At 38.2% G+C, this 23,103-nt stretch carries 16 protein-coding genes and 1 riboswitch; of the genes, 15 read left to right on the top strand and 1 reads right to left on the bottom strand.

Annotated features, from left to right (window positions below; genetic code table 11):
- Positions 1-201 precede the first annotated feature (201 nt).
- On the top strand, positions 202-1,809 hold the full coding sequence (locus RHP76_RS14060; RefSeq protein ID WP_062676059.1) for a fumarate hydratase: 1,608 nt from the start codon (positions 202-204) through the stop codon (positions 1,807-1,809).
- 93 nt (positions 1,810-1,902) lie between these two features.
- A complete protein-coding gene (locus RHP76_RS14055) occupies positions 1,903-2,187 on the top strand; it encodes a hypothetical protein (protein WP_171006268.1) in 285 nt (94 codons plus the stop codon).
- Between the two features lie 92 nt (positions 2,188-2,279).
- Here the strand turns inward: RHP76_RS14055 and RHP76_RS14050 are convergent, their stop codons facing one another.
- Positions 2,280-3,152, bottom strand: coding sequence for a helix-turn-helix transcriptional regulator (locus RHP76_RS14050; RefSeq protein ID WP_311228427.1), 873 nt, complete (start codon positions 3,150-3,152; stop codon positions 2,280-2,282).
- Between the two features lie 153 nt (positions 3,153-3,305).
- On the opposite strand from RHP76_RS14050, the gene RHP76_RS14045 reads away from it, so the two are divergent.
- The 13 genes from RHP76_RS14045 (at position 3,306) to RHP76_RS13985 (ending at position 23,103) form a co-directional block, all read left to right on the top strand.
- The gene (locus RHP76_RS14045; protein ID WP_311228426.1) at positions 3,306-4,325 is read left to right on the top strand and encodes a hypothetical protein; all 1,020 of its coding nucleotides are present in this window, start codon (positions 3,306-3,308) and stop codon (positions 4,323-4,325) included.
- A gap of 48 nt (positions 4,326-4,373) precedes the next feature.
- Positions 4,374-5,384 carry a T9SS type A sorting domain-containing protein gene (locus RHP76_RS14040; protein WP_311228425.1) on the top strand — a complete coding sequence of 337 codons (1,011 nt, stop codon included), beginning with the start codon at positions 4,374-4,376 and terminating at the stop codon, positions 5,382-5,384.
- Between the two features lie 193 nt (positions 5,385-5,577).
- Positions 5,578-8,415, top strand: a complete 2,838-nt coding sequence (locus RHP76_RS14035; RefSeq protein ID WP_311228424.1) for an alpha-amylase family glycosyl hydrolase — start codon at positions 5,578-5,580, stop codon at positions 8,413-8,415.
- Between the two features lie 89 nt (positions 8,416-8,504).
- Positions 8,505-8,610: riboswitch (SAM riboswitch) on the top strand.
- Positions 8,611-8,703: 93 nt separating this feature from the next.
- Positions 8,704-11,136, top strand: a complete 2,433-nt coding sequence (locus tag RHP76_RS14030) for a TonB-dependent receptor plug domain-containing protein (RefSeq protein ID WP_311228423.1) — start codon at positions 8,704-8,706, stop codon at positions 11,134-11,136.
- Between the two features lie 7 nt (positions 11,137-11,143).
- Positions 11,144-12,448, top strand: coding sequence for an APC family permease (locus RHP76_RS14025; protein ID WP_120233276.1), 1,305 nt, complete (start codon positions 11,144-11,146; stop codon positions 12,446-12,448).
- Between the two features lie 152 nt (positions 12,449-12,600).
- Positions 12,601-13,686 carry a peptide chain release factor 1 gene (gene prfA / locus RHP76_RS14020; RefSeq protein WP_062676053.1) on the top strand — a complete coding sequence of 362 codons (1,086 nt, stop codon included), beginning with the start codon at positions 12,601-12,603 and terminating at the stop codon, positions 13,684-13,686.
- A 72-nt stretch (positions 13,687-13,758) separates the two neighbouring features.
- Entirely contained in the window at positions 13,759-14,436 is a 678-nt protein-coding gene (locus tag RHP76_RS14015) for a hypothetical protein (RefSeq protein WP_120233274.1), read from the top strand.
- A gap of 96 nt (positions 14,437-14,532) precedes the next feature.
- Complete coding sequence (locus RHP76_RS14010; RefSeq protein WP_409193484.1) at positions 14,533-16,635, top strand: prolyl oligopeptidase family serine peptidase; 2,103 nt, start codon at positions 14,533-14,535, stop codon at positions 16,633-16,635.
- A gap of 138 nt (positions 16,636-16,773) precedes the next feature.
- Positions 16,774-18,894, top strand: a complete 2,121-nt coding sequence (gene scpA, locus RHP76_RS14005; RefSeq protein ID WP_062676050.1) for a methylmalonyl-CoA mutase — start codon at positions 16,774-16,776, stop codon at positions 18,892-18,894.
- Positions 18,895-18,936: 42 nt separating this feature from the next.
- Positions 18,937-19,920: a M28 family peptidase gene (locus RHP76_RS14000; protein WP_311228422.1), complete on the top strand. Its 984-nt coding sequence runs from the start codon at positions 18,937-18,939 to the stop codon at positions 19,918-19,920.
- 408 nt (positions 19,921-20,328) lie between these two features.
- The gene (locus RHP76_RS13995) at positions 20,329-21,063 is read left to right on the top strand and encodes a hypothetical protein (RefSeq protein WP_120233271.1); all 735 of its coding nucleotides are present in this window, start codon (positions 20,329-20,331) and stop codon (positions 21,061-21,063) included.
- Between the two features lie 27 nt (positions 21,064-21,090).
- The gene (locus RHP76_RS13990; protein ID WP_120233270.1) at positions 21,091-22,482 is read left to right on the top strand and encodes an RtcB family protein; all 1,392 of its coding nucleotides are present in this window, start codon (positions 21,091-21,093) and stop codon (positions 22,480-22,482) included.
- Positions 22,483-22,557: 75 nt separating this feature from the next.
- On the top strand, positions 22,558-23,103 hold the full coding sequence (locus tag RHP76_RS13985) for a hypothetical protein (RefSeq protein ID WP_062676047.1): 546 nt from the start codon (positions 22,558-22,560) through the stop codon (positions 23,101-23,103).

The following is a 23,103-nucleotide window of genomic DNA, read 5'->3' as shown; positions in this document are numbered from 1 at the left end:
TATTTTTTACGCCAAAAAAATTGTTGGTAGTATCATGTTTAATGAAATAAATAATATTTTGGCTTTGTTTATTTAGCTTCTATAAAGGTACTTATAAACTCAGAAACCTCCAATTTATAATCATTATAAATATCAATTTAAATGACTGATTTTACTCATATTTTTTTAAAGGAGGCGTATTTTTGTAGAAACAAAAATTGAATGGATTTTAGATATCAGGATCCGTATCCTATTCAGAAAGATGATACGGTGTACAAAAAACTTACATCAGACTATGTAAAGGTTGAAAAACTGGGTGACAGAGAAATTTTAACAGTAGATCCTAAAGGATTGGAACTGTTAGCTGAAGAAGCGATGGCAGATGTTTCTTTCATGCTTCGTTCTTCACACTTAGAAAGCCTTAGAAGAATCATTGATGATCCTGAAGCTACAGATAATGACAGATTCGTTGCTTATAACCTTTTACAAAACGCTGCAGTAGCTGTGGAGGGAGCTCTTCCTTCGTGCCAGGATACAGGAACGGCTATTGTAATGGGGAAAAAAGGAGAAAATGTGTACACGGGAGTAGATGATGGTGAATATCTAAGTAAGGGAATCTTCAATACCTATCAGAAAAGAAACTTAAGATATTCTCAGGTCGTTCCTTTAACGATGTTTGATGAGAAGAATTCCGGGTCTAACCTTCCTGCACAGATTGATATCTATGCTAAAAAAGGAGATTATTACGAATTCCTGTTCTTAACAAAAGGAGGGGGTTCTGCCAACAAAACATTCTTATATCAAAAGACGAAATCCTTATTGAACGAAAAATCTCTTGAAGAATTCATTAAAGAAAAGATTTCGGATCTTGGAACGGCTGCCTGCCCGCCTTACCACTTAGCATTGGTAATCGGAGGAACTTCAGCAGAAGCCAACCTTGCAGCAGTGAAAAAAGCATCTGCAAAATATTACGACAATCTTCCGACAGAAGGAAATGAGGCCGGACAGGCATTCAGAGACCTTGAATGGGAAGCTAAAGTTCAGAAAATCTGCCAGGAAAGTGCCATCGGAGCTCAGTTTGGAGGAAAATACCTTACTCACGATGTAAGAGTGATCAGACTTCCGAGACACGCGGCATCTTGTCCGGTAGGAATGGGAGTTTCCTGTTCTGCAGACAGAAATATCAAAGGGAAAATTACAAAAGAAGGGATCTTCCTGGAGCAATTAGAGCAGAATCCGAAAAGATTCTTACCTGATACTCCACCACATTTGGAAGAAGCTGTTGAGATTAACCTTAACAAACCAATGCCGGAAATTCTTGCAGAGCTTTCCAAATACCCGATCAAAACCCGATTAAAACTGAACGGTACTCTTATTGTAGCAAGAGATATCGCTCACGCAAAAATCAAAGAAATTATTGACAGTGGAAAACCAATGCCTGAATATTTCAAAAACCACCCAATCTATTACGCGGGACCAGCGAAAACTCCGGAAGGAATGGCTTCAGGAAGTTTCGGACCTACCACTGCCGGAAGAATGGACGTTTATGTAGACGAGTTCCAGAGCCACGGTGGAAGCATGATCATGCTGGCAAAAGGAAACAGAAGTAAAGATGTTACCAATGCATGTCATAAATACGGAGGTTTCTATCTTGGATCTATCGGAGGACCGGCTGCTATCCTTGCAAAAGATAATATTGTGTCTGTAGATGTAGTAGACTTCCCGGAATTAGGAATGGAAGCAGTAAGAAAAATTGAGGTAAAAGACTTCCCGGCATTCATCATTTCCGATGATAAAGGCAATGATTTCTTCGCAAATCTTGCTCACTAATTAGTTTAAAATTAAAATAAATAACAAAATAGAACGCTGATCTTTTGTGTAAAAGGGAAAAAAGTTCTATTTTTGCCTAAAATCTTTAAGAGAATGATAACGATATTATCAGCATTTTGGCCGTTCTACCAGTTCCTTTGGACTATATTCTTCATTACTATGTTCTTAGTAGGATTCTGGTGTATTTTTATGTTCTTCGGATTAGTAATCCCAATGTGGCTAACTGAAGGTTTGAAAGAGTATTTCGGAAAAGTAAAGCCTTTCGACCCTGAAGATATCAGAAGAAAGCTTATTACTGAGCAGGAAGGTGTAGAAGTTATCTATAACGAGCCGAAAGGAAACGGACCTTTCCTTCACGATCACGGACATCATCATTAATTGATTGTCATTGCTTTTTCACCTGAATTCTGAAAAAGTAATATCAAAGCAAAACAACATATATAGACCGCTTAAGCAATTAAGCGGTTTTTCTATTTATTAGTCCTCAGACTTTCAGGAGATACCCCAAATTTCTTTTTGAAAGCACGGGTAAAGTTCTGGAGGTACTCATAGCCGCATTCAATAGCAATCTCTTTAATCATAATCTCTTTATTTGTGATCAGTTTCCTGGCTTTCAACATTCTGAGCTCCGAAATATAATGAGCAATCGTTGTATGATATCGGGCTTTGAATTCTTTCCTGATGACATTTTGATTCATTCCTATATATTTTCCAATCTCTTCTGCTTTTATATTTCTATGATAATTTTCATCAATGAATTTCCTAATCATTTCAGGAGTTTTTGGAGTATCCTCGAGAATATTTTTCTCATTAAATTGCTCAAAGATCAGGATAAGAAGTTTAATAATCTTTGCTTCTATGAATAACTTCTGCATAATTCCTCGTTTGCTATAACCAAGAATTTCTTTAACAATCATATGCATCTCAACCGTCATATCCGGCGGCGTTTCTTTATGAAGGAATATAAAATTATTATGAATCATGTTTTCCAGAATCTCAGCATTCTCACGATTTAGTTTTGGATTGATGAGGTTAAAGATATATTGGTAATTAATCTGAATGTGGAGATACCTCAGAATTTCCTGATTTTCTGTCCATAGTTCAGCAACACCTTCTTTGGAAGAATAATGAAGTATATATTGATTTTTCCTGAATAAAAACTGAGTGTCGCAATCATGACCTTCTAAATTAATGCCTTCACTTAACATGAAAATCAAATTAAAACTTGACTTTCCCTCCAGCATATAAGATTTGAAGGATTGATCAGAACAAAGGTCTTCCTGCATGATGATTTTGATGTCCTCGGATATGAACAAATGTTCGCTTTTTGATTGACCCCTCATACAACACATTTTTACAGCCATGGTACAACTTCTTAAGATAAAAGTCCTTCGCAGGATAACCAAAAGTTCGAAAATGATAACTCGGGGTTGATAATGTGAGGTACTTTTGCGCAAAATTAAATTAAATTTAGAATAATTAAAAATAATATTCATATGTTTAAAGATTTATATTTTGCAATACGGAAAATCAGAACAGGATTAGCATTGCTAGCCGTTGCTGGAAGCTATATGTATGCCCAGCAATGGGAAAGTGTAGGAGGCATTCAGGATGTATCTGCAGGAGGAAGTGGTTTCAATAATCTTGTTATTGACAATTCAGGAAATTATTATCTGTCCTATTATGATGTTTCTGTAGCTAAAGGTTCTGTTCAGAAATTTAGTGGAAGCTCATGGTCTTACTTAGGCGGTGTTCCAGGCGTAACTACAGGGACAGCTACTTATAACTCATTGTCTATAAGTCCAAACGGAAACAGTATTTATTATACCAATCAGCTTGGTTATCCAGGCTCCGGGATGGAAGTACGTTTATTTACAGGCTCTTTATGGTCTCAGCTTCCTAATGCTACAGACAGCTCGGTAAATTATCAGGCTTCTGCGGTATCTTCTGATAATATTATATTCACTTATGGATCTTACGGTTCCGGAACAGTAAAAAAATATTCCGGAGGTGCATGGGAACAGGTCGGAAATGCAGGTTTTTCAGGAGGTGCTGAATTTGCAGAAATGGTAATAGGAACCAATAATATGGTGTACACCTGCAATGTTTCCGGAGGGATAAAAGTATATCAGAACAGTACAGATGCCAGCTCAGCACAAAACTGGACACTGGTAGGCGGAACAGCAGCAGATGATTCTTCATCAGGAGAGCAGTATAATGCTGATATTGCTTTAGATGGAGCGAACAGAATCTATGTTGCTTATGTTTCCAACTCCGGAGGAGGAAGGAAGTTGAATGTCAGAAAGTTTGACGGAAGCTCCTGGGTACAGGTTGGAAATGCCAACTTCTCAGAGGGAAGAGTACAGCATGTTGCTTTAGCCGTAACAGACTCAGGAAAGCCATATGTGGTAGCCAGCCGTTTTGAAAATGATAATTTCCTGAGAAATACCGTTTATCAATTAGACGATTCGCAAAACTGGGTTCCTTTTGGAGGTGATTTTATTTCAGCTGGATAGGCAAAATACAATGATTTAGCAATAGATAAGGCACAAAATTATCTTGTTTTGGCTTATTCCGACAATACAACAAAGGTGAAAAGAATTTCCCTGAACCTTAATCCGCAAACATGCAGCAATACAGATCCTGGAGCCAGTGTTGGTGATATTGGTTGTGTAAGTTTTATGTATCGCGGACAGCAAGTTGCTTATACTACGGTAAGAGGAGCAGACGGAAAAATCTGGCTTCAGCAGAACCTTGGAAGCTTACAGGTGGCTACATCATCAGCGGATGCGAATTCTTATGGAGACCTTTTCCAATGGGGAAGATGGGATGATGGACACCAGCTTAGAAATTCCCAGATGGTACCAGCACCATCTCCTAATACTCCGGAAGGAACAAGTACCATTGCTGGAGCTTATGTTGCAGGATCTCCGGCATGGTGGGCAAATTTTGCAAGTGGGGATACATGGAATGGGGCATCACTTGCAGATGTCAATGCTTCTGTAGGTATAGATCCTTGTAAAGCAATAGGACCAGACTGGAAAATGCCTTCTCAGGCAGACTGGACAACTTTAATAGGAGCAGAAAGTATTGGTAATCCGGCAACGGCTTACAGCAGCAATCTCAAATTATCGGCAGGAGGATACAGAAGCTCCAGTGACGGGAACTTTACTTTTGTAGGGCAAAGAGGGTATTTCTGGAGCTCTGATACATCAAGTTTAGGAGGAAAATATCTCTATATCGGATCTACGATTGCCAATCCATCTGCTGGTGCTATGAGAGGGCAGGGTGCTTCAGTAAGATGCATCAAGCCTACTTCTTCTTTGAGTACTTCAGAAACCAAACTGAATCAATCTGTAATTGGAATGTATCCTAATCCTACAAAAGGAATTCTTATGGTTAAAGCTGATTCAGGGATTGAAAAAGTAAATGTTGTGAACGCTGTAGGACAAAGAATGAATGTGCAGTTCTCGGATCATCAGATCAACATGACTGAACTTCCTTCAGGGTTGTATATTGTAGAATTAAAATTAAAGAATGGACAATCCATTTCTAAAAAGATTATAAAGGAGTAAGCGGATCTCAATACCAAAGATTTCGCCAAAAGAAATTAGTTCATTACAATTACTTTTATTGGAAGGCTCATGAAAATTTCATGAGTCTTTTTTTATTATTTTTCCTCCGAAAAAATAGAAATATTTGATGAATACCGAAGAGGAATAGTGGTCATGAAGAAAAATTTATACTATATTCGATAAAAAATAATAAATGAAAAAGTTTTATTCTGTTGTTTTTCTGTTGATTACCATGGCTGTATTCGGACAGATCAATTATACAATTTCTCCTGATCCGTTCAACGAAACAGATGCGATCACGCTTACTGTTCCCGGGGATCAGATTGATGAGTCTGCGTGGGGCGTTTCCAACAATGCCATTTATATCTGGACCTGGTCGTTTGATACCAATTATCAGAACAGTCAGGATTGCCCTACCAATGGCAGCTGGAACAATTCCAATGATCTTAATAAGCTGAATTATAATGCAGCAACAGATAGTTATTCACTCACTTTTACACCAACTTCTTTTTATGGAAGAACAGGAATCGGAAGGTTTGGGTTTTTATTAAAAGATAAGACGGGATCACATCAGACTTCACCCGATATTTTTGTAAACGTAGGGACTTTAAACTTAACGCTTACAAATCCATTAGCGAACAGCCTCACTTCAGTTCCTACGGGAAATTCCATTACTATTACGGCGACGGCAAGTACCAATGTTACATTTCAATTAAAAGCTAACGGAACTGTTGTCAATTCAACAACAACGCCTTCACAATCTTATTCTTACAGTTATACGGTTACTCAGGATGCAAATATGGAACTTGTGGCGACACAGGGAACCAATTCCAAAACGGCAGCATTCATTGTACAGGTTCCGAGAAATGTTGTTTCCCAGGCAATACCCAACTGGATCAGACAGGGGATCAATTATCATCCGACAGATCCAACCAAGGTGGGATTGGCTTTATATGCTCCGGGGAAAAATTTTGTACACGTCATAGGAAGCTTCAATAACTGGACGGTGAATGATACCTATTTAATGAAAAAAGACACCACAAATCCCGATCTGTACTGGATTGAACTCAATGGAATCACTCCTCAGCAACTTTATACCTTCCAATACAGAACAAATGATTTGAGAAAAGTAGCAGACCCTTATTCCCCACAAATTTTATCTTCTTACGATGACCCGTGGATTTCGGCTTCTACCTACCCGAACTTACCAGCATTTCCTGCCGGGCAGGGTTTTGAAGTGTCAACATTTAAAACAGGCCAGACCGCTTATAATTGGCAGGTTACCAATTTTCAAAGACCTGCGAAACAGGATCTTATAGTCTATGAATTATTATTGAGAGACTTTACTCAAGAAAAAAACTGGCAGTCATTGATTGATAAAATCTCGTATTTAAAGAATTTAAAGATCAATGCTATAGAACTGCTTCCCATCATGGAATTTGACGGAAATCTTTCCTGGGGATACAATACTTCTTTCCATTATGCATTAGACAAAGCCTATGGAACTCCGGAAAAATTCAAAGAATTTGTAGATTTATGTCATCAGAACGGAATTGCAGTCATTCTGGATGTAGCGTTTAATCATGCTACAGGACGCTCTCCTTTAGTTAGACTTTGGAATATTGATCCTGATGGTGACGGCTATGGTGATGTTGCACCGAACAATCCTTACTTTAACCAGGTACCGAAACATTCATACAATGTCTTCAATGATTTTAACCATACAAGTCTTTCAACGCAATATTACGTTGAAAGATGTCTTCAGCAATGGCTTACGGAATATCACATAGACGGATTCCGTTGGGATTTAACCAAAGGATTTACGCAAAGCTGTTCTGAAAATGATGAGGCCTGTACCAATGCCTACCAGCAGGACAGAGTGGATATCATGAAAAATTATGCTGATAAACAATGGGCCATTGATCCCAATTCTTATATGATCTTCGAACACCTTGGAACTGATGCAGAAGAACAGCAATGGGCGAATTACAGAATAGCAGAAGGAAAAGGCGTTATGCTTTGGAATAAACAGACCGATCCTTACAATCAGAATACGATGGGCTATCAGGAAAACAGCAACTACGACCGTATGAATCACAGTCTTCACGGATTCACCAATATGAGTGCCGTAGGCTACGGAGAAAGCCACGATGAAGAAAGACTGATGTTTAAAAACCTTGCATACGGTGCAGCGAACGGAAGCTATGATGTAAAAAACCTGAATACCGCTCTTGAAAGAATGAAAACTTTCGGGGCCACGTTCTTTACTATCCCTGGTCCGAAAATGATCTGGCAGTTTGGAGAATTAGGTTATGAATTCAGCATCAACAGATGTGCGAATGGTACCATCGACAGCGGATGCAGAACCGATGAAAAACCTGTAGCATTCACTTTAGGATATGATACCAATGCGAACCGAAAAGCAGTCTATGATACATGGGCTAAAATCATCAACATCAGAAACAGTCATCAGGTTTTTAAATCTAGAACTTACAGTATAGAATCCAATAACCTTACGAATGATCCTACTGGTCTTATCACAAGAATTTATGTGTATGATGCAGCTATTACAACAGGAATAAAGAATGTTGTCGTATTGGCCAATTACACGACTTCCGCACAGAATGTAGTGCCTTATTTCCCTTACACTGGTCAATGGCAGAATTTAATGGATAACAGTATTTCGAATATAGTTTCCACAACGGCTCCGATCACTTTACAGCCCGGAGAATTCAGAATCTTTGGAAATTATGCAGGTGCGTTGTCTACTGTAGATACCAATGCGGTCAACAAATTATCTCTTCAGATTGCGGATAATCCGGTTCGCAACGGAATCGCTCACCTCGTTTTCAATAAAGCAAAAAAAGGTGAAATTTCAATTTTTGATATGACCGGTAAAAAACTGGATAATTTCAAACTGGATAAAGAGAGCGGAACTTACGATGCGAAGGTTGATTATCCAGCAGGCACGTATCTTGTGCAGTTGAAATCAGATACAGGAATAGCCATTCAAAAGATGATTATTGAATAAAATAAATTATAAAATAATAAAGGCAAATTTGCGGATCAGCAGATTTGCTTTTTTTTGTAAGTTCAAAAAAATAGTCTACTTTTGCAGTAGATTTATCAAGAAAGGTGGAGGGATTTGGCCCGGTGAAACCTTAGCAACCTACACGGTTCCAGAAGTGTAAAGGTGCTAATTCCAACCCTTTGGGGGAGATAAGTGAAGTCAATATTCTATATAAATTCCATTTCTTGAAGTCTTGTGTATCTGCGGAAAGATCCGTCAGATTCGTATTATTAATTGGCAAGAATAAAAATGAAAAAATTAAGCACAGCTGTATTATTGCTTGGAGCAATTCTGGTCGCGGCTCAGGAAAGTGAGGAAAAAGGAAATCAGATCGAAGATATCATCATCGTCGGAAACCGTAATGTCAAAAGAACAAAGCTGGAGACACCGGTTCCTGTAGATGTAATTAATATCGACAAAATCCAGAGAAGTTCTCCCCAAATGACTGCTCAGGATCTCCTGAATTATGTGATTCCATCGTTTAATGCAGTGAGACAGTCTGCTTCTGATGGTACCGAACATATTGACCCTGTTACTTTAAGAGGTATGGGACCCGATCAGGTTTTGGTGTTGCTTAACGGAAAGAGAAGACATTCTACTTCTTTGGTAAATTATCAGAATACCGTGGGAAATGGTTCTGTAGGAACAGATTTGAGTACCATTCCCGTAATTGCAATTGATAGAATAGAAGTGTTAAGAGACGGAGCAGCTGCGCAATATGGTTCTGATGCCATTGCAGGAGTGATCAACATAATTCTTAAGAAAAATACAGGAGCTTCAGCAAGCCTTACCTATGGATTAACCGGAAGAAATGATGGTGATACTTACCAGGCAGGAGTTAACTATGGAACCTCATTAGGAAAGAAAGAAGGCTATATTAATCTTTCATTACAGCTAAGTCACAGAGGAAAAACCACTAGAACGCAAAATCACGACCTGGATATTTTCGGGGATAATTTTGCCTATGAATTTGCTGGTGATGCTGAAGCCGTAAAAGCTGCCAGAGCTGCAGATGATGCAGAAATTGCAAAAAGAGGATTAACACGTGATGATTTTAATTTTCAGATCGGAGATGCCCAGATCAGACAGGGACAGCTGTTTTTCAACTCAGAATATCCTTTTAATGATCATTTTAAACTCTATTCTTTCGGAGGTTTCAGTATTAAAGAAGGAGAAGGGTTTGGTTTCAGAAGACTGCCGAGCGAAAAATCTAATGTAGTTTCATCCATTTATCCGAACGGATTTCAGGCTACTCTGGCCTCTCAGGTATATGACGTTTCTTATGCTGTAGGTGCGAAATATAATGTTAACGACTGGCTATTTGACCTTAGTAACACCTTTGGAAGCAATACTTTCAATTATAATGTAAACAATACGAATAATGCTTCTTTGGGAGCAAAATCTCCCACCCGTTTTTATGCCGGAGCGCATAGTTTTCTGCAGAATACCATTAATCTTGATGTTTCTAAAAATATAAACCGTTTCAATATTGCTTTCGGTGGTGAGTTCAGGTTTGAACAATACCAGATTAAAGCGGGTGACGAAGCATCCTATACCCAATATGACATCAATGGAAATGTTGCCACTGAAGGATCAACAGTGCTTGGTGCAGGCGGATCTCAATCCTTCATCGGATTCTCTCCCAACAATGCCTTGAAGAAAGACAGACATTCCACGGCAGTATATGCAGATGTTTCCTATGATTTGGATAAAAAACTCAACATTGACGCTGCTGCCAGATTTGAAAATTATTCAGATTTCGGAAATACCTTGAATGGAAAACTCGCTGTACGATATGAGTTTGTAAAAAACTATGCGGTAAGAGCCGCTGTTGGGACAGGATTCAGAGCACCATCATTGCAACAGCAGTATTTTAATAATTCCTATGCGGATATTTCTACCTCGGGTTCAAAGATTGTTACCAAAGGAATATTCAGCAACGATAGCGAAGCCGCTAAAATTCTTGGATTTGATAAACTCAAACAGGAAACTTCTGTCAATGCAAGTGCTGGATTTACGCTTAAACCTTTAAACAACTTGACAATTACTATAGATGGATACTGGATCAAAGTAAAGGATAGAGTTGTGATCACCAGCAATATAACAGATAAAAGACTGGATCAGTTTAAGGTAGAAAGCGGAAGATTCTTCGCCAATGCCATTGATACAGAAACGAAAGGAGTAGATGTAGTGGTTTCCTATGACTGGATTCTTGGGAATGGAAAATTAAATTTGAATCTTGCCGGAAACTATACGGAAACAAAAATCACAGATTTTCATTTTCCTGAAAACTTAGGAACGCCTCAGGATCAGTTTTTTGGTCCCGATCAGATCAATATCATTGAAACCCTGTCTCCAAAAACAAAAGCTTCATTAGGATTAAATTATGGAATAGGAAAATTCAGTTTTCTCGTAAGAAATACCTATTTTGGTAAGGTAATAAGAGATGGTTATCCGTTTGGAGACGTGCAGGAATTCTCCCCAAAAGTTATGACTGATGTAAGCGTTGGCTATGATATCACCAAAAGTATCAATTTTACAGTAGGAGCCAACAATATATTTGATGTCTTTCCGGACCGCCAGATTTATAAAAATTCATATTATGGAGTATTCAAATATGCGCCTGTACAGATGGGAACGCTGGGGAATTATTTCTTCGGAAGGCTTAATTTTAATTTTTAATCATTAAATGAGTACTTCCTCACATCAGATTGGCTGGAAAACAGCCGCAGCCATCGTCGTTTCCAATATGATCGGAACAGGGATTTTTACCACCTTGGGATTTCAGCTTTCCGATATTACCAACACCTACAGTATTTTCCTGCTATGGAGCATCGGAGGAGTTCTCGCATTGTTCGGAGCTTTTTGCTACGCAGAATTGGGCTCCCATTTTAAAGGAAACGGAGGCGATTTTATTTATCTTAAAGAAACCTATCATCCGATTTTCGGATACCTCATAAGCTGGATTTCGCTCATCATAGGATTTTCCTCTCCCGTAGCGCTGGCAGCTTTGGCTATGTCAAAATATCTTTCTGTATTTGAATATTCTTTTGGAAACGGATTTGCCATAGCCGCGATATTCCTGGTGGCAATTGCATTATCATTCAGCCTGAAAACATCCAGCAGGTTTCACAACTTTTTTACATTCATTAAAATCGCTTTTATTATTGTACTGGTTATTCTTGGAGTAGGAATTTCAAATTCACCGCAGATCGGCAACAGCCTTAATTTCAGTGACAGCTGGCAAAATGAGATCATGCTTCCTGCCTTTGCTACCTCTCTGGTATTTGTGACCTATTCATACACAGGCTGGAATTCAGCTTCCTATATTGCGGGAGAAATAAAGGATGTACAGAAAAACCTTCCTAAATCATTGATTATAGGAACTGTTTTTGTGACGGTAAGCTATATTCTGGTGAATTATATTATGCTGAAACACGCTCCTGTAAATCAGCTGGCAGGAAAAGAAGATGTGATGGGCGAAGCAGCAGTCAATATGTTGGGTCCGGCTTTTGGAAAAATTGTTAATATTTTTATAGCCCTGCAGCTGATTGCAACCATAAGCGGATACTTGTGGGTTGGCTCAAGACTGACACAGGCTTTTGCAAAACATACCCACATCTGGAAACCATTGTCATCTGGAAATGCAAAAGGAATTCCGGTAAGAGCTATCTTTGCCCATGCTGTGATTGCTGCTATTATTATTTTAACGGGAAGCTTTAAAGAAATTTTTGTTTATACAGCTTTTATACTACAGCTTTTTGCCAGTCTTGCGATTTCGACGGTTTTCTTTCTGAAGAAAAAAGACAGAAAAATCTTTAAGTCGAATGCTTTCCATATTTTTCCGGCAGTTTTTCTTTTGTTCAGTATCTATATCCTCTATTTTACATTCATTCATAACCCTAAGGAAAGCTTGATAGGATTGGGAATTATCGCTGTAGGAATTATTTTATATCTGATAGACAGAAGACTTTCTAAAGGATATCAAACTTAGTTTTGATGATTCAGAAAGGGAATAAACAGATTGGCAAATCTACCTTTTTGTGGTTTTGTATCCTTTATCCCTAATGCTCAAAAATTTATGATGATTTGGAATTTTAATTTTGAATTAATAATCCTTATCTTTGCACCCACAAAATTTCTACAATGTCTAAATCATTAATTCCAAAATTAGAAGCTATAAAACAAAGATATAATGAGGTTGCAGACCTTATTATACAGCCTGATGTCATTTCAGACCAAAAAAGATATTCTTCTTTGAACAAAGAATATAGTGATTTGGGAAAAATTGTAAGAGTTTACGATCAGTACAAAGGGGCGCTGGATAGTATCGCAGAATCTGAAGAAATCATTGCAGATGGTTCAGACAGAGATCTGGTAGATCTGGCTAAAGAAGAAAAACTGGAAGCTCAGGCTAAACTTCCCGGATTGGAAGAAGAGCTGAAAGTATTGCTGATTCCTAAAGATCCTGCAGATGACAAAAACGTTATCGTGGAACTACGTGCCGGAACCGGAGGTGATGAAGCCGCTATTTTTGTGGAAGATATCTACAGAATGTATACCATGTATTTCAAAACAAAAGGATGGAGACATGAAGTTACAGATTCTAACGAAGCAGCGAAAGGATACAAGGAATTGATCATGAAAGTGGAAGGAGAAGGTGTTTACGGAATCATGAAGTTTGAATCCGGAGTTCACCGTGTACAGCGTGTACCTGAGACAGAATCTCAGGGAAGAGTACATACTTCTGCCATTACGGTTGCAGTTCTTCCGGAAGCTGAAGAAGTAGATTTTGAACTGAATCCTGCAGATATTGAAATGCAGACTTCCCGTTCAGGAGGTGCCGGAGGTCAGAATGTAAACAAGGTTGAAACGAAAGTTCAGCTTACCCACAAGCCTTCAGGACTTGTTGTGGTTTGTCAGCAGGCTCGTTCTCAGCTGGCTAACCGTGAGCTGGCGATGGAAATGCTGAGAACAAAATTATACGATATCGAATTACAGAAAGTACAGGGAGATATTGCAGCACAGCGTAAATCCATGGTTTCTACCGGTGACCGCTCTGCAAAAATTAAAACGTACAATTATCCGCAAGGTAGAGTTACAGACCATAGAATCAACAAGTCTATGTACAACCTTGATGCTTACATGAATGGCGATATTTCTGAAATGATTGATGCCGTAATCATGGCAGAAAATGCAGAAAAGATGAAAGGGGAAGAAGAAAATTACTAAAAATCGAAATAAAATAAAACACAGCCTCTGATTTTTCAGAGGCTTTTTTACATACTAAATACAATTTAAACTATGAAAAACTACAAAATTATTTTCCTGCTATTGCTTTCCGTGATGGGACAGCAGCTGATGGCTCAGACAGAAGTGAAGAAACCCAAAGAAGCCTTTGAACTCTTTTTCGGAACTTTTGTGAATAATGATGAAACAGCTTTGAACAAACTTAACGATTATCTAAGACCTACTGTAGAAGGTCAGAATGCGTATCAGGTAGATTTTAAGGAAACTTCAAAAGAAATGATAAATGGCAGCGTTGAGAATTTTCTGGCTGCTTTCCCAAAAGCCACGGCTTCAGCATGCAAAAAAGAGGCGGAAGAGTATTTTATCGCGATGTTTGGAAACTTTAAAACGGGAAAACTTATCGTTAAAGACGTAAAAGTAGTTCCGAATGAACATGTTGAAGGGCAAAAAGTTGCTGAGATAAACTATTCTGTAAGTTTTCTTGTTCCATCAAAACTGACTTCCGGACCAAAAGGAGATCTGAATAAAATAAAAACGGAAGACCTTAAAAAGTATTTAATTCAGGCAGTTCAGGATTTTAAAAATGCCAATAAGACTGTAACAACAGATCAAAACTTTACTTTATACGAACTTAAAGAAGGAGATAAAATATACTATTGGAATGGAAGTCCGGATGAAATTGTTTCCAATCTTACCGATTTCTATTTTGAAAGTTTCGGAGCTAATGAATAGTCTAAAAGTACCATCATAAAGAATAGAAAAGTCCCAATACAACGGGACTTTTTTTATTTCACATACTTTGCGTATTTTTGAGAAAAACCGATCAGTATGAATTTTAAGCCTATATTGTTAACCGCTGGAGTATTGTTTTCAGCATCTTTTTATTCTCAGAAAATGAATTATCCTAAAGCATTAAAAGGAAACCAGACAGATACCTATTTTGGAACTGCCGTTTCTGATCCTTTCAGAGATCTGGAGAATGACTCTGAACCTACAAAAAAATGGGTGGATGAAGAAGTTGCTTACAGCCAGAATTACCTTTCTAAGATTCCGTTCAGGGATAAAATTAAAAATCAGTTGAAGGAAATCTGGAACTATGAAAAAATTTCTGCACCTTTCAAAGAAGGAGATTATACCTATTATTATAAAAACGATGGTCTGCAGGCGCAATCTGTTTTGTACAGAACCAACAACAAGACCAATGCTACAGAAGTATTTTTAGATCCTAATAAATTTTCAGAAAAAGGAACGACATCTCTTTCCAATCTTTCATTCAATAAGAAAGGAAACCTTGCAGCTTATTCTATTTCCGAAGGAGGAAGCGATTGGAATAAGATCATCATCATCGATGCTGTGACTAAAAAACAGATTGATGAAACTTTACTGGATGTAAAATTCAGTGGAATTTCATGGCAGGGAGACGAAGGCTTCTATTATTCAAGCTATGACAAACCTAAAGAAGGAACAGTACTTTCCGGGATGACGGATAAGCACAAAGTATACTTTCATAAACTGGGAACAAAACAGTCTGAAGATAAATTGATTTTCGGAGGAGATAAGACTCCAAGAAGATATCTTAGTGCAGGAGTTTCTGAAGATCAGAGATATCTTATCATTTCTGCTGCTAATGCCACGAATGGTAATGAACTGTATATAAAAGACCTTAAAAAAGGAGGAGACTTTGTACAAATTATGAGCGGGTTTGACATTAATGCCAGCATCGTAGATACACAAGGTGATGATCTTTTCATTTTTACAGATAAAGATGCTCCGAATATGCGTCTTGTAAAAACTACCATTGCTAATCCGGCTCCTGCAACATGGAAAGACGTAATTCCACAAACTGAAAACGTATTGGGAATCTCTTCAGGGGGAGGATATTTCTTTGCAACCTACATGATTGATGCGATAGACCAGGTAAAACAGTTTGATAAAACCGGAAAATTGGTGAGAGAAATTACTCTTCCGGGTAAAGGAAATATCTCAGGATTCGGAGGAAAAGAAAAAGAGAAAGATGTTTACTTCTCTTTCAGCAATTATATTACACCGGGAACGACTTATAAATTCAATGTAGATTCCGGAAAGTCTGAAGTCTATCAAAAACCTAAAGTGAAGTTTAATCCGGATGATTATGTTTCGGAACAGGTATTCTATACTTCAAAAGATGGTACAAAGGTTCCTATGATGATTAATTATAAGAAAGGAACTAAACTGGACGGTAAAAATCCTACTATTCTTTACTCTTATGGAGGTTTCAACATCAGCCTTCAGCCGTCATTCTCTGTAGTCAACGCTATCTGGATGGAAAATGGCGGTATTTATGCTGTTCCAAACATCCGTGGAGGAGGAGAATATGGTAAGAAATGGCATGATGCAGGAACAAAACAGCAGAAGAAAAATGTTTTTGAAGACTTTATCGCTGCCGGAGAATACCTTCAAAGTAAAGGTTATACTTCAAAAGAATACATGGCCCTTTCCGGAAGATCAAACGGAGGATTATTAGTAGGAGCAACAATGACAATGAGGCCGGACCTTGCGAGAGTAGCCTTCCCGGGAGTAGGAGTGTTGGATATGTTGAGGTATAATAAATTTACAGCAGGAGCAGGGTGGTCTTACGATTATGGTACTGCAGAAGACAGTAAGGAAATGTTCGAATATCTGAAATCCTATTCTCCTGTACATAATATAAAAGCAGGAACTTGCTATCCATCTACAATGATCATTACCAGTGATCATGATGACAGAGTAGTTCCGGCACATTCATTCAAATTTGGAGCAGAACTTCAGGAAAAACAAGCATGTAAAAACCCTATTCTTTTAAGAATTGAAAAGAATGCAGGTCACGGAGCTGGAAGATCAACAGATCAGGTGATCAGTGAAAATGCAGATCTTATATCATTTGCTTTATTTGAGATGGGGATAAAGAAATAACTTAAATTTATACCTATAAGAAAGGCCGGACATTTGTTTGGCCTTTTTCTTTTGCTAAATGAAAGAAAAACAGAATATTAACAGAAGTTTCATGTTTCGTTCAAAAAAATTAACTTTACGGGGACAAAAATAATTGGAATGCGAAAGACAATTTCTGTGAAAAAACCGGATTTTAGTGTATTACCTCAGGAAAAAGAGATTTACAATTTTGAAAAAGACGGCCTTGAACTCAAATCATCCTATGAAAAAAAAGATGTAAAAGATGAATCATTAACGCAGACTTCACCAGGAATTGCTCCCTATCTGAGAGGGCCGTATTCCACCATGTATGTTCAGAAGCCATGGACGATTCGCCAGTATGCCGGATTTTCCACCGCTGAAGAATCCAATGCTTTCTACAGAAGAAACCTTGCGGCAGGTCAGAAAGGACTTTCCGTAGCATTTGACCTTGCAACGCACAGGGGATATGATTCTGACCATTCAAGAGTGGTGGGAGATGTAGGAAAAGCAGGAGTTGCCATCGACTCTGTGGAGGATATGAAAATCCTTTTCAATGAAATTCCATTAGATCAGATTTCAGTTTCAATGACCATGAACGGAGCTGTACTTCCTATTTTGTCATTCTACATCGTAGCGGCAGAAGAGCAGGGAGTAAAACAGGAGTTGCTTTCCGGAACTATTCAGAATGATATTTTGAAAGAATTCATGGTAAGAAATACTTATATCTATCCGCCAGCACCTTCCATGAAGATTATCGCAGATATTTTTGAATACACTTCGCAAAATATTCCCAAATTCAATTCCATTTCCATTTCCGGATACCATATGCAGGAAGCTGGTGCAACGCCTGTACTTGAAATGGCTTACACATTGGCAGATGGTCTTGAATATGTAAGAACAGGAATAAAAGCAGGAATGAACGTAGACGATTTCGCCCCAAGGTTATCCTTCTTCTGGGCAATCGGAATGAATCATTTCATGGAAATTGCGAAAATGCGTGCCGCAAGATATATCTGGGCAACCCTTTTGAAACAGTTTAATCCACAGAATCCAAAATCTCTGGCATTAAGAACCCATTCACAAACTTCAGGATGGTCTTTAACGGAGCAGGAGCCTTTCAATAATATTACAAGGACAGCGATTGAAGCGTTGTCTTCAGCATTAGGAGGAACGCAGTCTCTCCATACCAATGCACTGGATGAAGCTATCGCCCTTCCTACAGATTATTCGGCAAAAATTGCAAGAAATACACAGATCATTCTTCAGCAGGAAAGCGGAATATGTGATGTCGTAGATCCGATGGGAGGAAGTAACCTTGTAGAAAGCCTTACTCAGCAAATGATTGAGGAAGCAATGAGGTATATTGATGAGGTAGAGCAGGAAGGAGGAATGACCAAAGCCATTGAAGCCGGAATTCCAAAAATGAGAATTGAAGAAGCCGCAGCAAAAAAACAGGCTAAGATCGATAGTGGTGAGGAATTTATTATCGGAGTCAATTCATTCAAATCCTCATTGAAGCAGGATCAGATAGAAATTTTAGATATTGACAATACTGAAGTTCGCAGAAAACAAATTGAAAGGTTAAATACGATCAAAGCAGAAAGAAATACAGAAGCTGTTGGGCAAATCCTGAATGACATCCGCGAAAGTGCGAAAACAGGAAAAGGAAACCTTCTGGCTCTATGTATCGAAGCCGCAAGAAGAAGAGTAACCCTTGGCGAAATGAGTGATGCCATGGAAGAAACCTTTGGAAGATATAAAGCAAATATTAAAACAATCTCTGGTGTATACGCAATGAATGCCGGTAAAAACGAATACTTTGAAAAAGCCCTTAATCTGACTCAGAAATTTGAAGAAGAAGAAGGACGCCGCCCAAGGCTAATGGTCGCTAAAATGGGGCAGGATGGACACGACAGAGGCGCGAAAGTAGTAGCTACAGCATTTGCCGATATGGGATTTGACGTAGACGTTGCTCCATTGTTTCAGACGCCGGAAGAAGTGGCTAAGCAAGCGGTAGAAAATGATATTCACATTTTGGGAGTTTCTTCATTGGCTGCAGGACACAAAACATTAGTTCCGCAGGTAGTGGAAGAATTATCTAAACTGGGAGCAGACGATATTACCATCGTTGTAGGAGGAGTGATTCCGCAACAGGATTATGAATTCCTTTATGCCAATGGTGCTGACTTTATTTTCGGGCCCGGCACCAATCTTCCGAAATGTGCAGTGGAAATTTTAGAAAGATTTTTAGAAAAATAAATAGAAAAACTTAATTTCTGTACTGAAATTAAAACATAACCTATGAATCTGAAAAATATAATAAAGCCTACGAGGAAAAAGTTGTTTCTTCTCGTAGGCTTATTTATTATCGCCGGTGCTTTCCTTTTAGCTTCAGGAAAAAATGAATCCATACAAAGCTCAAAAACCTTTGCAGATACTGCTTTGGTTAAGGAACATTTGACAGCACTTACCCAAACAGCGCAATTTAGAAATCATAAAAATATTGACCAGCTGAGTCATATCGCAGATTATATTCATCAGACGTTTGCTCCTTATGGAGACAGTACCGCTTTTCAGGAATATAAAGTAGACGGGAAAATTTATAAAAACGTTATTACTTCTTTTGGAACAGAAAATACCAAACGGATCATTATTGGAGCACATTACGACGTTTGTGGAGATCAGCAGGGAGCAGACGATAATGCCACCGGAGTTACTGCCCTATTGGAGCTCGCTAGAATGTTGAAAGGACAGAAGCTGAAGTACAGAGTAGATCTGGTTGCTTACACGCTGGAAGAGCCGCCTTATTTCAGAACCGAAAATATGGGAAGCTATATTCATGCAAAATACTTAAAAGACAACAAAATTGATGTCTATGGAATGGCCAGTGTAGAAATGATAGGTTATTTCCGAGACGAAAAAGGTTCTCAGGGTTTTCCTATAGGTATTCTTTCCTGGATATATGGTGATCAAGGAAATTTTATTATGTTGGCTAAAAAGATGACTGGAGCAGGCCCATTTGTAAAAAGCTTTATTAAAAATTTTAAAGGCTCAAAGCAGATCAAAACAGAGACGTTCTCTGCTCCCAAATTCGTTGCAGGAATAGACTATTCCGACCATTTGAACTATTGGAATTTTGATATCCCTGCCCTCATGATCACCGATACTTCTTTCTTCAGAAATAAAAATTATCACCAAACTACGGATACTTTGAAAACACTGGATACAAAACGGATGACAAAGGTAATTGATGCCATTTTTCTCAGTATTATTCACCTTAAGTGAAAAAAATATTTTGATTTTCAGAAAAATGTATATATTTGCACCTGAAAATCAAGTTTAACCAATAAAAACAACGAAGCAATGTTCAGAACTAATCAGAATTCTACAGTTGGATTGCCACTTATGGTGGTAAGGCTTCGCGGTTTGGTACATTCTTAGAATAACAGTACAATGAAATATCAGAACCCGAAGTCGTAGAGATTTCGGGTTTTTTATTGCGCAATATTTCAAACTTCAAGTTTCCCCGAAATCTTTTTTTAGTGTCATTAAGGACAAAATAGAAGTAGGACATTCCTCAGAACTATTAAGTCTATTATTAATCCATTCAACTAGTATTTTAGTTGATTAAAAGTTGTGTGAGATAAAAAAACAATTAAGTTTCTATAATCTCACATCATACTTCTGTGAACAATGGAAAATGATAACCTTCTGCATTTCCGCCTGAGAAGCGTAAGAAGCAGAAAAAGAACAATTAGAAAAGATGTAGAAAAGCAGATAAGAACAAAATACAAACGTAGTAGAGAGCTCTGGAAAATAAGAAGAAATCTTCCGTTGATACCATTAGATAAACCTTATCAAAAAGGATTTGTAAGATTCTTTGTCGTAAGGGATGATGTAAAACAATCCAAGGACGGAGATTTTTTCGAAGGAATTTTAAAGAAGATAAATACCTATATGTATTCTGATAACCGAAAATTTCTAAAAAAGAAAAGAAAATTAGGAAGAAAGATATATCTAGAAAGAGAACAGAAGCTCAGGTATATTACTTCATTTTCCTGGAATTATCCAAAATGGGAACTTACCGACAGAGAAAGACAATACTTTGAAAAGAAGGATGACTATTGTCCTGTCCGTAAAATATTCGGAACCTACTACAAATTTACTGAACCATGGAGATTTGTTCTAAGAGTAAAGCCCAATATGATTACCCATTACAAACCCCTGGATTTGGTGCTGGAAAAAGAATATGCAGCGCTGGATTCCTGTTTGGGACAGCATAAGGTAATAGGGATTATTCACAAGACTATTTTATGTAAGTCGAATCCATGGAAAGAAAGGTATCAAAGAGAACTTATCAAAAGCAGGAAATATGTTTCCTGCACAATGTCTGCAACAGAGATTGCAGAAAGCTTACAGGACTTATAAGTCCAACTGTTATTTAAAACAAAAACAATGGGAAATTTAAAACTAAAAGGAAAAGATATATTAAAACTGGGCTATCCAAATAATCAAAGCGTCAACGTAGCATTGGAAGTCATGAAAAGAAATTTTGCAACGAAGAATATTCATCATGTAAAAGCTATTTTAAAGGAGATACTGCTGAATCCGGAAGAATTTGAAAAAGATCTGACTTTCGGACAAATTGCAGAAACTTTGCTTTCATCCAAAAAAACTGAAAAAAGAATGCTGAATTCACAACGTGCTTCCTTTCAGATTTTTGGTAACAATATCTCAGAAGAGGCTAAAAATCAGTTGTACACAGCTTTGAAACTGCCTGTTTCTACTCAGGGAGCATTAATGCCGGATGCCCACAGCGGGTACGGACTTCCCATAGGAGGAGTTCTGGCAGTGGAAAATGCAGTCATTCCTTACGGAGTAGGGATGGATATTGGTTGCAGAATGAGCCTTAGTATTTTGGATACACCGGTTTCATATCTTGAAGGAGCAAGAGATAAATATGAAAAAGCGCTTGCTGAGCATACAAAATTCGGAATGTATGAAACGCATAAATCTCACATAGATCATGAGATTTTCGACAGAGATACATTCGATATGATCCCGATCTTAAGAAGATTAAAGGGAAAAGCCATCAAACAGATGGGATCCTCAGGCGGAGGAAATCACTTCGTAGAATTCGGGGAAGTGGAAATCACTGAAGAGGACGAACAAATTGGTCTCCCAAAAGGAAAATATCTGGGAATACTTTCTCACAGTGGCTCAAGAGGCCTGGGGGCAGAAATAGCACAGTATTATTCAAGAATGGCGACAGAACAATGTCCGTTACCAAAAGAAGCACAAAACTTCGCATGGCTGGATTTGAGTACCCATCTTGGATTGGAATACTGGACGGCAATGAACCTTGCTGGAGATTATGCTTCAGCCTGTCATGATGATATTCACAGAAGGCTTGTAAAAGCAGTTGGTGGAAGAATGAAAGCCAGAATTGAAAATCATCACAACTTTGCCTGGAAAGAAATCCATAACGGTAAAGAAGTAATCGTTCATCGAAAAGGTGCAACACCTGCCAATGAGAATGAATTGGGAATAATTCCGGGATCTATGACCGCAAAAGGGTTCATCGTTCGCGGTAAGGGAAATCCTGAATCCCTGAATTCAGCATCACATGGTGCAGGAAGAGCTCACTCACGAGGAGAATGCAGAAGCCTTTTCACTCAGCATGATATCAAAAAAGAGCTGAAACTTAAAAATGTCACATTGATGGGCGGAAATGCAGAAGAAGCACCAATGGCCTACAAAGACATCAATGAAGTGATGAATGCACAGTGTGAGCTGGTAGATATTCTGGGAACATTCCAGCCGAGAATTGTGAGAATGGACAAATAATGCGCCTCATACTTTATAACCTTACAGGTTTCAAAAACCTGTAAGGTTTAATCAGAAAATATTGAAAAACAAAAAATGGGAGCACCACATAACATAAAACGATACGGTGAAGTCTGGCCTGAATTCAGAATTCAGTCAGGACTCGGAATTTTAGATAAATTAAAAGATAAAGTCATTATATCAGGGGGTTGGGCATGGCATTTTATGTCAGAAACAGGACATACAGAATACAAGCATGCCCATGACCACAAGGATATTGATGTTTTTGTAAAAAAAGAAAATGTAGCAGAAGTAGTTATCATTCTTCAGCAGGAAGGATTCCAGAAAGTCTGGACACGATATGACCATCTGCCGAGTGACGAAAACTTTCGCAGGTATGAAAAAACAGTTGAACTGAAAAATGAAAAACTTTACAGAATTACCATAGACTTCTTTGAAAGAGATGATCTAGAGACAGTAGAAACCAATGGTTTTACCGTTGTGAGGCCTGATATTTTACTTTCTTTTTACAGAAATATTCACTCCAGTGACAAATGCTGGGCAGTGATGGCCGCAAAAGAACTATTACAAAAGGGAATAAATCCGGTTGGAAACCCTTTATTAAGCAAAATGCCAACATAA

Origin of the sequence: Chryseobacterium sp. SG20098 (genome assembly GCF_031844745.1) — a bacterium.
GTDB lineage: Bacteria > Bacteroidota > Bacteroidia > Flavobacteriales > Weeksellaceae > Chryseobacterium > Chryseobacterium cucumeris.
This window is presented reverse-complemented; position numbering and strand designations above follow the sequence as displayed.